The organism is uncultured Acetobacterium sp., from assembly GCF_927416815.1.
Taxonomy (GTDB): Bacteria; Bacillota; Clostridia; order Eubacteriales; family Eubacteriaceae; genus Acetobacterium.
Genome location: NZ_CAKMJU010000082.1, coordinates 1 through 14588, shown reverse-complemented (window position 1 = coordinate 14588; position 14588 = coordinate 1). Strand labels below are relative to the sequence as shown.

General features: G+C 39.7%; 17 protein-coding genes and 1 pseudogene. 15 read left to right on the top strand and 3 right to left on the bottom strand.

All coding sequences use genetic code 11. From position 1 onward, the window contains the following. On the bottom strand, nt 1-210 hold a 210-nt coding region (locus QZ998_RS11835), incomplete at its 3' end, for a DUF6884 domain-containing protein (protein ID WP_296560850.1). A 41-nt stretch (nt 211-251) separates the two neighbouring features. On the opposite strand from QZ998_RS11835, the gene QZ998_RS11830 reads away from it, so the two are divergent. The 13 genes and pseudogenes from QZ998_RS11830 to QZ998_RS11770 all read left to right on the top strand — a co-directional run. Beyond that, nucleotides 252-866 carry a DUF6884 domain-containing protein gene (locus tag QZ998_RS11830; protein WP_296560849.1) on the top strand — a complete coding sequence of 205 codons (615 nt, stop codon included), beginning with the start codon at nt 252-254 and terminating at the stop codon, nt 864-866. Nucleotides 867-985: 119 nt separating this feature from the next. Continuing rightward, nucleotides 986-1342, top strand: a complete 357-nt coding sequence (locus tag QZ998_RS11825) for a hypothetical protein (protein WP_296560847.1) — start codon at nt 986-988, stop codon at nt 1340-1342. Between the two features lie 215 nt (nt 1343-1557). Next, entirely contained in the window at nt 1558-2151 is a 594-nt protein-coding gene (locus QZ998_RS11820; RefSeq protein WP_296560846.1) for a hypothetical protein, read from the top strand. A 608-nt stretch (nt 2152-2759) separates the two neighbouring features. After that, complete coding sequence (locus QZ998_RS11815; RefSeq protein ID WP_296560844.1) at nt 2760-3299, top strand: PadR family transcriptional regulator; 540 nt, start codon at nt 2760-2762, stop codon at nt 3297-3299. Nucleotides 3300-3389: 90 nt separating this feature from the next. Beyond that, nucleotides 3390-4088, top strand: a complete 699-nt coding sequence (locus QZ998_RS11810) for an ABC transporter ATP-binding protein (RefSeq protein WP_296560843.1) — start codon at nt 3390-3392, stop codon at nt 4086-4088. 11 nt (nt 4089-4099) lie between these two features. Further along, a complete protein-coding gene (locus QZ998_RS11805) occupies nt 4100-4810 on the top strand; it encodes an ABC transporter permease (RefSeq protein ID WP_296560841.1) in 711 nt (236 codons plus the stop codon). 210 nt (nt 4811-5020) lie between these two features. Beyond that, entirely contained in the window at nt 5021-5380 is a 360-nt protein-coding gene (locus tag QZ998_RS11800; protein WP_296560839.1) for a VOC family protein, read from the top strand. A 640-nt stretch (nt 5381-6020) separates the two neighbouring features. Continuing rightward, entirely contained in the window at nt 6021-7064 is a 1044-nt protein-coding gene (locus tag QZ998_RS11795; protein ID WP_296560838.1) for a hypothetical protein, read from the top strand. 492 nt (nt 7065-7556) lie between these two features. Then, nucleotides 7557-8183 (top strand): hypothetical protein, encoded by a 627-nt coding sequence (locus tag QZ998_RS11790; protein ID WP_296560836.1) that lies wholly within the window; start codon nt 7557-7559, stop codon nt 8181-8183. Nucleotides 8184-8311: 128 nt separating this feature from the next. After that, complete coding sequence (locus QZ998_RS11785; protein ID WP_296560834.1) at nt 8312-9058, top strand: hypothetical protein; 747 nt, start codon at nt 8312-8314, stop codon at nt 9056-9058. 11 nt (nt 9059-9069) lie between these two features. Beyond that, complete coding sequence (locus QZ998_RS11780; RefSeq protein WP_296560832.1) at nt 9070-9585, top strand: hypothetical protein; 516 nt, start codon at nt 9070-9072, stop codon at nt 9583-9585. Between the two features lie 155 nt (nt 9586-9740). Next, nucleotides 9741-10130: a lipoprotein gene (locus tag QZ998_RS11775; protein ID WP_296560831.1), complete on the top strand. Its 390-nt coding sequence runs from the start codon at nt 9741-9743 to the stop codon at nt 10128-10130. Nucleotides 10131-10265: 135 nt separating this feature from the next. Beyond that, nucleotides 10266-10519, top strand: a pseudogene (locus QZ998_RS11770) (prevent-host-death protein); the annotation flags it as partial. 112 nt (nt 10520-10631) lie between these two features. On the opposite strand, the gene QZ998_RS11765 reads toward QZ998_RS11770, so the two are convergent. After that, nucleotides 10632-10865, bottom strand: coding sequence for a 4Fe-4S binding protein (locus QZ998_RS11765; RefSeq protein WP_296560830.1), 234 nt, complete (start codon nt 10863-10865; stop codon nt 10632-10634). A 205-nt stretch (nt 10866-11070) separates the two neighbouring features. On the opposite strand from QZ998_RS11765, the gene QZ998_RS11760 reads away from it, so the two are divergent. After that, complete coding sequence (locus QZ998_RS11760) at nt 11071-12345, top strand: hypothetical protein (RefSeq protein WP_296560829.1); 1275 nt, start codon at nt 11071-11073, stop codon at nt 12343-12345. Continuing rightward, nucleotides 12346-13155 (top strand): hypothetical protein, encoded by an 810-nt coding sequence (locus QZ998_RS11755; RefSeq protein ID WP_296560827.1) that lies wholly within the window; start codon nt 12346-12348, stop codon nt 13153-13155. Between the two features lie 107 nt (nt 13156-13262). Here the strand turns inward: QZ998_RS11755 and QZ998_RS11750 are convergent, their stop codons facing one another. After that, complete coding sequence (locus tag QZ998_RS11750; RefSeq protein WP_296560826.1) at nt 13263-14402, bottom strand: GGDEF domain-containing protein; 1140 nt, start codon at nt 14400-14402, stop codon at nt 13263-13265. Between the last annotated feature and the right edge of the window lie 186 nt (nt 14403-14588).

The following is a 14588-nucleotide window of genomic DNA, read 5'->3' as shown; positions in this document are numbered from 1 at the left end:
TTTTAGTGCTGGGGGTTGACCATTCAATGTCTGTTCATACGGAACAATGTTGTCGTTTTCATCAAGCAATCCATACTGCGCTGATAAAATATAAACCTGATCAGCGATTTGTTTGGCATAATCATACGAATATTTAAAGAGCATGCACAACTTTTTGGGGACCCTTTGCTTAACTATTATTATACCAAACACAGATCGCCTTAGTTTCATGTTCAAAAAGCAAAAGAAACTATCCCTGTCAGGCAAAAGATATGTATACGCCAAGCATGCTCTTTAAATATTCGTATGATTATGCCAAACAAATCGCTGATCAGGTTTATATTTTATCAGCGCAGTATGGATTGCTTGATGAAAACGACAACATTGTTCCGTATGAACGGACATTGAATGGTCAACCCCCAGCACTAAAACAAAACTGGGTAAACGCTGTGATTACTCAAATGAAAAAGCGATTTGACCTTGAACAGGATGAATTTATTATACTGACTGGTAAAGATTACAGTCAGTATTTGTTGCCAAGGCTAAAGCATTATCAATTACCCTTGGGAAACCTTCAGTTTGGGGCTCGGATCGCTTATCTGAAAAAACAGGTGGCAATTCAGAAAGATTGTTGGACCATCCATCAATTATTTGTCGAGGCAAGACGCTATCGATATGATCAAATTTCTGAGATTCCATTTAATGATGGCATCTATCTTTTCTTTGAGGAAGGTGAAACCTATAGCAGTTTTGACCGGATCGTGCGGGTGGGCACCCATGATTCCGCTGGTCGTTTGAAGCTTAGGTTGAAAGATCATTTTTTTACAGAAAGAAAGGACGGCAGTATTTTCAGGAAAAATATCGGCAAAGCAATGCTTAATCAATAAAGGATCCCTATCTGAAAATCTGGACACTTGATTCTAGAATTGAAGAAAATAAAGCGTTTGCTAAACAACCAAAACAAATTGATGTGGAAAAACAGGTCACCCGATATCTGCGAGATAAGATGAGTTTCACCTGTATTCCGATCGAAAATAAGGAGCAGCGTCTTCGACTGGAAAAAGGAATTATTGCAACGCTGCACGCTCAACCTGATTTTAGCGCCAGTGAAAACTGGCTTGGTCGATGGAGTCCAGTGCTAAAAGTAAAAGAAAGCGGTCTATGGCTTAGCATTGTTCTCGATCATCAGGTGCTTTCAAAAGATGAACGACAATTGCTTGTTAAACTTCAGAAAAGCGGTAAGTCGGGGGATCAGCTGGGGGAGCAAAAGCAGAAGATCATTGAGGCGGTGGAAAAAAATCAATCGAAAGCACCAGTCAATACCAATAAAGAGTCAAAGCCTCCGCAAAACAATTGGGGATAAAACTATCAGCCTAAAATCAACAGAAAGTTTATTCAAAGCTTCAGCCATTATTTAAGATCATTTTGGCGATTTGTACGATATTCCGCTGTTTGCATATGAAGATTTAAAACCGGAGTGTGTTTGAAAACGCTTGGTTATCCGCGTGGTTCAAGGCGTAGATTTAAGTTTCTTTGTAATACAAATGGATCATATTGATTATTGGAAAGGGAGAAATAATGGAGAAAGTCACAGTAGATAAAGATGTGTTTGATTTTTTGAAGTATGTCTATTTTAAATCTTTGAGTAATTGCTATCAATCAGCTAGTAGAAGAGCCTATCTCGACATGTGTCGGACGATTCGTTTTAACAATAAAAATGGCCATGAAACGCGTAAAAATGTCGACGCACTGATCGAAAAAGAAATCAAAGCGCTTATTGAAACAGGGGTGGTAAGCCAAGTAGAATATGATGCCTGGCATTTTGAATTGTGTCGGCTGATAAAACAAGTCTATGATGAACAAGAAATTGATTTTTATATCGGTCAATCGCAAAAGTGGGTAAATATGGCCATGAAGTATTTATATATCATCGGCGAAAGCGATTTAACAGGGATATTTGAATTTTTACATGTGCCGCTGGATAATTATATTTTTGACGCCGTTGAAAAAGAACTGGGAATCAAAAAGCCTAAAGTTCTTTGGAGCCGCATGACTGATTATGATGCAGATTATATACCCTATCAAAGACAGATCCGGGAAGCTGTTGACATGGAACCGTTGCGCTGGGAATTTATGTTCTGGTTAAAGGAAATAAAAGAGCAAAAGAAATAATCCTCGTTGCCTAAACACAGGGGACGGAGGTTATATGCTCATAAAAATGGTATGCTTGAAAAGATACAAAAATTTGACTGATTGGCACCCAATTATCAATAGATGAATATAAAACTGAAGGTATAGCGCTTTGGAGAATACCACAAATAAATATAAAGTTAAAAATCAAGCCAACGGATTATTAAATAAAAAAACAAAACAACTTGAAGCTTATTCTATCAAAGTGGGGGATGTCGTTATACGTATAAATGAATTAATCTCATTATAATAGGAGGAAAAGATGATCAAAAAAAATGATGGTGAAAAACCAAACGATCCAAATCTTAACAGTTTAGCTGGAGACAGAAATTTTCCAACTTAATTTTATCCCCCGGTGCCAGGCCACTTATTTTCAGAGAATTTTTAATTACCTGCCCCTCAGTGTCCACGTTTATTTGCCGGAAGAAATCAAAAATAGTTTATGCAAGGTCGGCAGTGTCACCGACGGGCGCGAAATTTTATGCATAAATATTGAATCAAGAAGATTGAATCATAAATAGTGAAACAGGCTTGACAAAACAATACAATCAATGTAAAATACTCAACGTAGAGTATTGGAGGTGTTTACATTGACACGTGTACTTGTTTTGGGACTGCTTGATGTAAAACCGATGTCCGGCTATGATATCCAGCAGTTGCTGCGCATATCGGATGCAGAACGTTGGGGTGGCGTGCTCATCGGTTCGATTTATCATGCCTTAAAAAAAATGGAAAAAGAAGGTCTGGTCGTGGTTGAAAGCATTGAACAAACCGGACACCGACAAAAGGCGATTTATAAAATAACAGCGACCGGGAGCGAACATTTAGCCCAATTAGTGGGGGACGCTCTGGAGAACTCATCGGTCAATTATCCCTCGACCCTGTACTCCGGCTTGTCTTTTATTGAAAAAGTATCCCCGGAAAAAGCGCTGGCAGCGCTGAATCGCCAGTTGCTCGCTTTGCAAAAAGAATACGATGCGCTTGAGAGCGGGTTTCGTCTCAAAGATATCGCGATGCACCAGAATATTCCGCCGATGACGAAACTGATCTTTGACAATATGTATGCGATTGTCAACCAGCAAAGAACTTTTGTCGAAAATGCCATAAAACTACTGGAAATGCAGCAATAAAAAAGTTGAAATTTCTCCCTCATCCGTGGGGGAGAAAAAAATAATTGTATACTCAACAATGAGTATACAAAGTTAAATAAGGAGGATAACATGAATCTAATTGAAGGAAAAAAACTGGTCAAAAATTTTAACAACAAGCAGGTGATTCAGGGGATTGATTTGGAAATCAAACAAGGAGAGATCCTGGCTCTGATTGGCCCCAATGGCGTGGGAAAATCCACCACCATCGCGATGCTACTAGGTATATTAGCACCTGATTCCGGTTCAGTTTCTTATTGGCGCGACGATTATAAAGCGCATATCGGCGCGCAGCTTCAGAGCACCCCTTTTTTTGAAGGGTATTCGGCCAAAGAAAACCTCAGGTTATTTGGAGCCTTGTATCATACGAATCTCAGCGATAAGCAAATTGATCAAAAACTGGCCGATTGTCATTTGGAGGATGCCGGAAAAACTGCGGCGGTTAAGTTGTCCATCGGTCAGCAAAAGCGGCTGGCCATCGGTGTTACCACGGTGCATCATCCCGAATTAGTCGTTCTCGATGAACCGACAGCGGGATTGGATCCCCGTTCCCGACATGAAATCAAAGCAATGATTGATTGCCTGGCTGATAATAATCAGACCGTGCTGTTTTCTTCCCATGATATGGAGGAAGTTGAAAAACTGGCCGATCGCCTGATTTTCATGAACCATGGAAAGATAGTGGATCAGGGACAACCGGGAGCGCTGATTAAAAAAAATCAGGTAAAAAATTTGGAAATGCTTTATTTAAAACTCACTGAAACGAATTAAGGAGAAAAACAATGAATACAATCTTCGATCTTTCACTCAAAGCTGCAGCCCGGGAACCGTTCTTATTATTCTGGTCGATCCTGATGCCGATTGGCGGAACCCTGATATTGGGGTTCCTGGTTGGCAAACCGGATTATTTCATTAAAATTACAACCGGCATGATGGCCATGGGGATCTTATTTTATGCTTTTACCACCACGGTATTTTCGCTGTTGGGGCAAAGGCGCCGGGGCGTTTACCAATTATTAAAAGTAACCCCCTTACCCTTGTCCCGTTATATTATGAGTGTGTCAAGCGCCTGGACCCTGGTTTCATTGATCTGTGCACTGTTGGTTTTGACCGTCGGCGCGGTCTGCTTTAATATCGATCTGACCATTGCCAGCCTTGCGATGATCGCGATAGTCTGTATCCTGGCAGCCATGGGCTATGTTTTCTTGAGTTTCTTTGTTTCCGGATTATGTAAAACTGAAGCGCAAGCCAGCATTGCGACCAATCTGATCACCATGCCCTTATTGCTCGGTAGCGAGGCCTTCTATACGCTCGATGCAGCGCCTGGGTGGGTCAAAATGATTGTTTTAATGAATCCCTTCCAGTGGTTGCTTAATGGCCTGCGCTCTGGGATCAGCGGGAACAGTCAGGATTGGGCGGTCAGTGTGGCAGTACTAGTGATTTTTTTAGGCGCAGCCTTATTTCTGGCAGTGGCTTCTTTAAAATCATCATGATGAAGACCGGATGCGTTTAGAGCAGATTGCTTGGCGGATGATCATAGAAAAGTAAGCATGACCTTTTGTCTTCAGAAAGCAGCGTTTTTTTGACTAGCGGAGATTGCGGCAATATGACCCGGACGATCCTCTTTTACCCGATCCGGTTTTATGTTACAATAGCTTTAACAACTAATAAAAGCAAATTTTAGATTTTAAAAGGAGAAAGCTATGAAGTTTTCATGGGTAACCGTCACCGTCAAAGATATGGATGAATCGATCCGGTTTTATACCGACATTGTGGGATTGACGGTGGACAATCGTCGGCCGGCCGGGCCAGATCTTGAACTGGCCTTTTTAGGGGATGGCGAAACCAAACTGGAACTGATTTACAATAAGACCATCCCGGCAACAAGCATTGATGCCAATATTTCGCTGGGCTTTGAAGTCGCCTCGCTGGCGCAAGCGATGGCAGCCTTAGAAGCAAAAGGGATTCCGCACAGTGTCCCGTTTCAGCCGACACCGCATATCAAATACCTCTTTATTAGCGACCCCAATGGCCTTAAGATTCAGCTGCTGGAGCACCTGTAAGACACCCAAACAACCAACAATCGCATCGGGTAAAATTAAGTGCTATTTAGAGCTTAATCTGAAATAGTCAGCCATGTTTTGGGTACTGTGTCCATATTGGGAGGGATGCCCCTATTTTGGGGAGATCAAATCAGTGAGGAAAAAGCGGTCTGTGCGTAAGTGTGTTAAGATTATGAAAATCACATTGAGAACACAGCATCAATTTAATAACTCAACATGCATACTGTGTTAAACTGGGCGATAGAGCCATTAAACTACCGGATATTGCTTTAAATCACAGCTAGCCTGTTAATTTTAAAGTGCATCCGTTTTTTTTTATGCTCTGGGATGGGGCTGCTGGTTGTAGGTTGGTGTTTGCAGGCGGGTACAACGAAACACATTACACAAATTCCCGAATATGGGAAGTGACAAACTACCTCTTGATTCTGTTGAAGGCTATATTGCACATAAGGTTCATGGCGCTGAGCTAGGTATGACTGCTTTCGGTCCGGGTTTTGTCATTGCTGCAGTATTAGATTGGGCTGGGATTTGTAACAATGAAAGAGGGTATTTGACAATCGTCAGGTAAAGTTCCTGGTTGTGAATTTTCTAGCCGTCCACCATTATAAATTAGAACAAAATATTTTTACAGAGGTATGATATGAAAATAGAAGTCGGCGAATCATTGATGCTATCGTGGCTGCGGCATGTAAAAGAATGCCAGATCGCCCAAACCAATTGGAAAGCATCTTCGCATTGGGAGCTGAAAAATCAGGAAAAAATCGAACAACTGCTGAATTATTCAGCAAACTGCTTTAGTGAAAAATTTAGTTACGATCTATTTAAGGCCAACAGTGGTTTGTCACAAATTTTGGCACAGGCTGAAATCGATGCACTTGGTATCGCATATGATGGGGCAGAAAGTAAAATTTACGCAATTGATGTAGCCTTTCATGAGGCGGGTCTTAACTATGGATCGAAAGAGGAAACGGTAACCCGTGTCGTTAAAAAATGCATTCGCGCGGCAATGTGTATTTATGGGTACTTTGGTTTAAGTAGTGGCACAATCATTTTTGCCTCGCCCAAAATTAATCCCAGTGTTATGATGTCGATTAATGAATGCATACGTGACTTGACCGAGGTTCTAAAGTCAGCTGATCTTGATTTTGAAGTGCGGATCATTGCCAATGATGATTTCAGGGAGAGCATTCTGGAACCTGTTTTGAGCATGCTTGGTGAGGTTTCAGATACGTCCGAATTGTTCATGAGAAGTTTGCAGATGTATAATCTATTTGTTAATACTGAAACCAGAGTCAACAAGAATAAGAGGGCTTCATCGCCAGGAAGGATTTCGCAAGAAATGGTTAAGATTGAAAATACCGATATTGATGGGCTCAAAGAAATGAAAATTGGTGCGATTGTCAGAACAATATTACGGAATATGCTTGAAGATGGTGATGTTTCACCTGAGGAAGTCGAAAAAATGCAGACGCGAGAATATTCTAAGGAGACCTTCGATATTCAATTCCCTTTATTATTAAAAACAGAAACAACTGGCGGGATTAAGCCGGTCAGGTATTATGCAAACCCTGTAAGCATTTATGGCATAAATTATTTTCTCTGTTCAGAATGGTACGAAGTGCCCGCAAATAATGATCGACCTTATTTGATGAAGTGGCTCATTTTGCACAAAAAAAGCAGGTGATGAATTGAGAAACGTTTATTGACACCGCAAAAAGATTAGGTGATCATAATGCCATTCTTATCGAAAATGAGATTGCCCGGTAAATCAATCAGGCAGAGGCGAAGTGTGGGTCAATAGCGAATCGATTGACGGTAGGTCGTACTGTGCTCATTAAGCCGGAAACATTTTAGATGAGTATCATACCATCTTACTGACGCAATCAATTCTCCGAACCAGAAATACGTTCTGATCAAATTATTATATAACTCACCGGCTCCAATCCGGCGAGTTTATTTTTTTGCCAAAACGTCGATAAAATCTTTCCCATAGTGCCATAAAATGTTACAATAAGTCCATTCGAACCGATTACATAGGCAGAGAAATAAATGTTTTGTGAATTCAAACTACGCATTTTTAAATGATCACTTACCGGCGCTGGACGATATGCCCCGCCAGAAGGGGGCAAATACCCAAGTCAACAGGACCAAAGGCTAAAAAGGAGGCCTCTCAGACATGATTAAATCAACCTTCAAAGGCACTATAATTTCAATCCAACCACGCATCCGTTTAACTAGGTCCTTCGATGAATCCTCTCATACCTATCTCGGCTATGCCATTAAGATGGAAGGGGAACTAGATGGCGAGGAAACTACTTTCTCTGTCGGCATCGGTAAAGCAGCTCACACCAAACATCAATTCAAAGTGAATGACATCGTCTCAGGTGAATGCGTCCCAGTTCCTGATCCCGATATGGAGCCAGTCAACTATTATAAAGTCTCAAAGCTTAATGTCATCGCTAAAGGCGAACAGGGCAGCACAGCATCACCCTGGGAACTGGTGCCGCCGGTGCTTGATGTTTATAGAGAAAGAGGACACCGCAGACTGGCTGCAAGAACATATGATGCGAAATGTCGCAGTTGTATGTGGGGCTGTAGAATGCCAGTTGAGATCATTGTCGATAATTGGAATCCAAGAGTGCCGAGAAAGTATCGGTTTGAGACTTTCTGTTATGGACCTTTAAGTTGCAAGCTCCATAAGCCTGGTCCTAACCGTAAGGTGGAAGGACGGAATGGAATGGTGTACGTTGAGGAAGATTGGGTAGACCAGATGGCAGTAGAGCACCGGGGAGAAGATGAGTAGGGCTGAGCCGGGTTCGAAAAACAGCAATATGCTTCGGAGCCATCGTTGTCAGGACTTTGAACAAAAGCTTTTCTTTGTTTAACCAAGATGAGGGGTATTAAAAATTTGTAAAGAGGGGAGTTAAACGAATGAAATCCAGAAAAATAAAGGTTTCTCTGATCGTGCTGATCATTCTAATTTTTGGTATATCAACGTCGGGAATAGCAGCATTGGCAAAAAGCCAAACAGATCTTGATACTCAGAATTTTCAGCGAAGTACCGACACGGAGCTATTGGAGATGATCGCGTGGAAGGGTGCTATTGCTAATAAAGAGACGGGTGAATCCATTGAATTCAACTCACAAGAGGATAAAGAACTGGTGACGCCAAGCACAGACCTCCAACTCGTTTATTTCAATGATGCTACCGGAGAGAAACATTATTTTCAGGAAATCATTATCAGTTTGCCCAAAAATGTTGATCAACATGGTTATGGCACAGAAGTAAGCAGTCCCATGACAGATGAAGATGATGTGGTTTCGGTGGTGCTGGGGATGCGCTATGCCACGGGAGACTTTGGAATTTATCAAGTCATCCGAATCGATGGTGTTTATGTGGATTGGGAAATAACGGATCAAACGGTTCGCCTGCAAGATGTAGAATTAGGATACCGGATTAGCAATGGCATCGGTGTGGAAAATGGTGCCGTCAATGAGCTGGTGCTATGGGATCTTGAAACAGCAGCCAATTCCTATGAAACAGAAAGAATCGCTCCTAGTCCATGGCTACTTCGGACGAAAGACTTTGTTCATTGTCGTACCATTTTATCGGGAAATTTGATCCAAGAAAACGGTGATTCCCGATCGATGGTGCTAGAATATGATTATAGTAATTAAGGAGTGAGATAATGACTAACAATAAGGTGCAACGTAAAAAGAAATTAATGCAATGGGGTTATGCGTTATTAATTTGGGTGATCCCATTTTTATACCTGACCCTGTTTCCCTATCTTTTAAATTACACAAAGAATTTAGCCCGGGATGAAATCTCCTTTGGCCCCAATGCCAGCAGTTTTTATCAGAATTTAACAGTATTTATCCTACCCATCGTGTTTAATCTTTTTATTGGTGCGGGTGTTTTTATTTTGGGATCCGGCATTAAGAACCATAGGGGTAAGGCGATCCATGTCGGTTGTATTCTGGGAGTGATTTATTCATTTTTAATTCTATTTAGTTATCTCGTTTACTTTAATATTAATATACCGTTAATAAATCAACTTTTCAGGTTGGGAATGTACACCGGCCCGGGGAATCCCAGTTTTATTCTGGCATTCTACGGATTTTTGCTTTATCGGATTGTAAGAAAGATCGGCCTAGCGAAAGAGTCACTAACGTCGGGAATTGATGAGATCAGGTGTGCATAAATTAATCAGCATTCGATTATTCGTAGAAATTTGAATTTCAAAAATGAGATGCAACAGTTTTGTAGATACCACTTGTTTAGAACCCAAAAATCGTTCTTCCGCCTTACGTATCGAAGAAGTAAAAAATTTACAAAGGAGCTTGAAAGGAAAAATTTATGAGAAAAATACCATTGTTTATTGGCCTGGTGGCGGTGTTAATGCTGACTGGCTGCGAAAGCCAGGCTGAGAAAGTTTCTTACAACTTGTCGCAACAAGCAGATAACTTCAATGTTGTCAGACAGTTAACGGTTATCAATTGTATTGAGGGCGACGTTTTGTTTCAAATGACCGGAAAAATGTCAATCACCGCCGACATCGCCGACAATCAGTTAGAAGTCATTGTTGAAGATCAAGACGGTCGCTACAAAAAGCATTTTATCGGGTTAAGTGATAACGTGACCTATGTGTTAGAAGATTTGGGCGAGAATGATGTTTCGAATTACAAGTATACCCTGAATTACAACCCTAAAATGTGGATTCCAGTTGAGGTTCAGACGATCGATTAGGCTAGCGTTGCTTGAATACCAAAAATGGCAGCATACAATCATTTAGAAACTTGCAAAGATTGAAGCTCACATGGATTCATTTACTAAACGAACATAATAATGCGATAATGATGGTCAAAGAAAGAGGCGAGTATGATGCCACAAATCAAACCGATCACAGATCTCAGAAATACGAACGAAATTTCTGAGCTGTGTCATGCCAAAAACGAACCAATATTCATTACCAAAAATGGTTATGGCGATTGGTTGTGATGCGTATGGAAATCTATGAAGCAATGCTGGACGAAAACGAGATCGACCGAGAAATCGCCCAGGCAGAAGCGGAATGTTGTGCTGGCGGCACGTCGATCGATGCCCGGGAAGCCCTGAATGCGTTACTCAGAAAATATTTGCGTGGTAATAAGACTGACAAGGAATCCCAGTCAGTCAATCCTGTGAGTTGTTTTTTAGCAAAAGATCGGTTAAAATCTTTCCCACCACGCGATTAAATGTTACAATAAATCAATTCAACCGGTTAGGTGGAAGCCAACCAGTATCGTCACCGCAATAGGTAATCGATCCACTGGGACATAGGTTACCGCATCCATGACACTGATCAACGCAGCCATCTGGATAAATGACATGAGCTGAAGGAGCTTTCTGGGTATCATATACATCATGGCTACATTTTTCGGCGCAACTACCGCAACTAATGCAAGAATCATAATCAATAACCGGGTACCATTGTTTTGCCATATAAACTCTCCTCGTATTCAAAATTCACATAATATTAAACTACAAAAACACCAAAAAATCAATCAGAAGTATTGTCAAAGGTTGCAAACTTGATTGTTCTACCCGATTTCTGCCGTTTTCTTTTGTAAAGAGCATAAGAACCGAAACAATTCAAAAAAATGAAGTTACAACTACCGAGACACCGCTTGATAATGGAGGCAGATTTATGAAAAAAAAAATTAAGGAATTCATTTTCAAATATCATGATAAAGGATTATTTGAAGGATGTTTTTCATTAATAGTTCTATTAGCTATTGGTAGCTACGCTTATATCAATAAGGGAAAAGTGGAAGGAATTATTGACTTAACAATTTTCTTCAGTGTTTTCGTTGCTTTAATCTTAAATCTATTCACGGGCTTCATCTCTCGAATAGTAGGAAACAAATTTGAAGATTCTATAAAACTAGAAACTGATTATGACAAAATGGTTAAGCGGTACTCTGAAGAAAAAAACATGGTTACTTATATTAATTCGGAATGCAATGATGAAGCATACAAAATTGGAATCAAATCACGGTTGGATAAAGATTTATCGGAAAGACATAAATTTAAGTTTCCGGTAATTCAGGATTTTTCATGTAAAAATACTACATTTAGAATTATAGATAATAAGGAGCGGCAATATCATTTGCCGGAAGAAATAAAAGAACATTATGATGAATTGATAAATATTCATAAAACCTCAAGCATTTTTAATCAATTAACTATCAGAGTGAAAAATTGGGAAAGAATCGAGAATACTGTTTTTATTTATACAGAACGTTCAACATACTATGATGCGATGGTATCCAATCGCGCCATGGATCTGAAATGGAGTAATGGATTAAGCAATCGAGATTTGTTTGCTTATGGCCCATGGTTAGGGGGACTTGAAAACTCTCCTTTTTCCAACCATCTTGGCTTTAATGGTTTTATTGAATCAAGTGATGGAGAAATTCCATTTGTTAGGCGAAATAGTATTGTTTCTATTGGAAAACGCACATTAGCAAACAGTGTTGGTGCTTCCTTAAAAACAAAATATGCCTTGGATGATCAATTTAATTTAACAATTGATGGACTGGTTAACGGCATCAAAAAAGAAATCCAGGATGAATTGAAAATAGATCCAAATGACTATATATTTTCATTGGAAGATAACATCATCTCGTTATATCGCGATATTGTAGAGGGTGGAAAACCACAACTGCTTTTTTACGTCAAAATTGATATAACAAAAGAACAAATCAACAACACCTTTAAAAAAGAAATATCAAGAAAAAAAAGCACGTGGAATATGCAGGAAGAAGATGGAAATAACTTAGTATGGGTAAAACGTGATGAACTAAAAGAACTGTTTATATCACCAGATACGATTGTAATACAAAAAAAGAAGTATTCAATTATGCCGACTGCTTCAGCATCTATTGTAATGCTGATAAATTATTTAAAACAGGAGATTTAGATGAGAATAGTTGAAAGAAAACTAATTGGGAAAAAGAAATCGACTGAATTGTGTGAAGATGGTTTATTCATCAGTAATGATTTTGTAACGGTCGTAGATGGTGTGACCAGTAAAGGAAAGCAGCAATGGAACGGCATAAGTAGCGGAAATTATGCAAAAAACATTATCGTTGAAAAAATGGCAGTTATTGAAAAATCAGCATCAGCAGAGGAATGCTTGTCACAACTGAATGGCCACTTGAAACAAGCATATTTAAAACATGTGCAAGATGATAATATTTCTGAATGGATCAGAGCATCAGTTATTATTTATAGTCGAGAAAGAAACGAAATATGGTCCTATGGTGACTGTAATTGTATGATAAACAAGAAATTCTTTGGGCATACTAAGCTTATTGATTCGGTGTTGGCAACTTTGCGTAGTATCATCATTAATAATGAAATCATGCATGGGAAATCTATAAACGAATTAATCGCTACTGATGTTGGAAGGGAGAAGATAATGCCATTCTTAAAATTGCAGTTAGATTTTGAAAATAGGAATTGTCAGTTTGGCTATCCAATTTTGAATGGACATTCGTTTAATCAGGATTTGATCGTAAAATATGCAGTAAAAACAGATGATGAAATAATCCTAGCAAGTGATGGCTATCCAAAGATTTTTAGTACTTTGGAAGAAAGTGAACAGTACTTAGGTGAGATAGTTACAAATGATCCCCTTTGCTATGAAAAATACCTTTCGACGAAGGGATTACAAAAAGGGAGTATAAGTTTTGATGATCGGTGTTACTGCAGATTCATTGTTGATTGACAATTAGAGCGTCAAAGCGTTCTATTTCTTACATTAACATATAATACACAAATCTCAAGCAAACAACGGAAATAATCAAAGGAATAATGGATGCTTTCCCCAAAATGTTACAATGCTTGCTCAACCCGGTTTCGGCCGTTTTCTTTGGCCAGATACAAAGCGTCATCGGCTTGTTTGAAATAGTGATCAAAGTTTTTGATACAATCACCGGTCATCAGTGAAACCCCCAGACTGGCAGTAACGGCAATATCTCCCTGTGCCGAAGGGTAGGGTTTTGCGGCAATTTGGACACGGATTATCTCCGCTAGATTTAATGCCTGTTCCAGACTTTCCACCTGACCGGCGATTAGAAATTCCTCACCACCCCAGCGGGAAACAATAAAATTAGCAGGAACCGCATGCTCAATAATCTGGGCAAAGTAAATCAACACCTGATCACCAATCAGGTGACCATAGCAATCGTTGACATGCTTGAAATAATCAATATCTAAAAGCAGTAAAGCGATTTTATTGTTATCCTCCGGATCCAATGTCGACAACTGCTGTTCAAACTCGCGGCGATTGTAGAGTCCGGTCAGACTATCGTGGGTTGAAATATAATTGAGTTTGTCATTGACCTCTTTTAATTCAAGGGTATGCAACGTACTGTCAAAATAGTATCGATAAAGATAGCTTGAAATGATAACGACGGCCAAAAAAAAGATCGTACCATTGGTCAGACTACGGAGCTTTGCATCGGGATCAGCTTGAAAAATAAGTAGCCCACTTACAAAAATAACATAGGATGGTGCCAGCACAAACAAATTTGTCGGAAAAGACATCAGTAGCGCGACACCCGTCATCAGAATAAAGGCAATATAAACAGTGATTTCATTGCCCTTTAGCTGATCCAAACCATTGATCAAACTCAATAGCATCAGTAGTACGGCGGTCAACACTGGAATTAAAAAATTTAGCTCAGCACCCTTATTTTCAATCATTTTACGCATTAAGATCCAACCGATAGAAATTAACCACAGGGTTAAATGGAGCACGAAATAACTGAGATAGAGCCAGTGTTCAGGTGCATTTGGCTGTAATAGACCTCTTATATCAAATAATAGGATGATAATTGGTTCAACGATAAGCATGACAAAAAAGCAGTAGGTCATCCGCTTGATATTGATTTGGTTGGTTTTATGGTTGATCAACGAAAGGGTTGATTCAGGCAGTGTTTTATCAGTAGTTAAAAGCTGTTTGATTTGCATCGCTGTTATCCTCGCAGTATAGAATCGTCGCATTTTATTATACACTACTCAACTTTCCCAGCTTAATTGACCAAACAAAGCCTTTATAAAAGAGGCCTGAGAGTCAATCCATTGCTGGAGTTGATTTTTTAACAGTGTAGACTTTCTAGAGCCTACCAAATTTAATTGTTCAACAAATAAGCTCAT

Coding starts and splice junctions, on each gene's coding strand:
- QZ998_RS11800 (WP_296560839.1), top strand. CDS start 5,021: ATGAAGTTTTCATGGGTAACCGTCACCGTCAAAGATATGGATGAATCG.
- QZ998_RS11755 (WP_296560827.1), top strand. CDS start 12,346: ATGAGAATAGTTGAAAGAAAACTAATTGGGAAAAAGAAATCGACTGAA.
- QZ998_RS11765 (WP_296560830.1), bottom strand. CDS start 10,865: ATGGCAAAACAATGGTACCCGGTTATTGATTATGATTCTTGCATTAGT.
- QZ998_RS11760 (WP_296560829.1), top strand. CDS start 11,071: ATGAAAAAAAAAATTAAGGAATTCATTTTCAAATATCATGATAAAGGA.
- QZ998_RS11795 (WP_296560838.1), top strand. CDS start 6,021: ATGAAAATAGAAGTCGGCGAATCATTGATGCTATCGTGGCTGCGGCAT.
- QZ998_RS11785 (WP_296560834.1), top strand. CDS start 8,312: ATGAAATCCAGAAAAATAAAGGTTTCTCTGATCGTGCTGATCATTCTA.
- QZ998_RS11775 (WP_296560831.1), top strand. CDS start 9,741: ATGAGAAAAATACCATTGTTTATTGGCCTGGTGGCGGTGTTAATGCTG.
- QZ998_RS11820 (WP_296560846.1), top strand. CDS start 1,558: ATGGAGAAAGTCACAGTAGATAAAGATGTGTTTGATTTTTTGAAGTAT.
- QZ998_RS11825 (WP_296560847.1), top strand. CDS start 986: ATGAGTTTCACCTGTATTCCGATCGAAAATAAGGAGCAGCGTCTTCGA.
- QZ998_RS11830 (WP_296560849.1), top strand. CDS start 252: ATGTATACGCCAAGCATGCTCTTTAAATATTCGTATGATTATGCCAAA.
- QZ998_RS11780 (WP_296560832.1), top strand. CDS start 9,070: ATGACTAACAATAAGGTGCAACGTAAAAAGAAATTAATGCAATGGGGT.
- QZ998_RS11790 (WP_296560836.1), top strand. CDS start 7,557: ATGATTAAATCAACCTTCAAAGGCACTATAATTTCAATCCAACCACGC.
- QZ998_RS11810 (WP_296560843.1), top strand. CDS start 3,390: ATGAATCTAATTGAAGGAAAAAAACTGGTCAAAAATTTTAACAACAAG.
- QZ998_RS11805 (WP_296560841.1), top strand. CDS start 4,100: ATGAATACAATCTTCGATCTTTCACTCAAAGCTGCAGCCCGGGAACCG.
- QZ998_RS11750 (WP_296560826.1), bottom strand. CDS start 14,402: ATGCAAATCAAACAGCTTTTAACTACTGATAAAACACTGCCTGAATCA.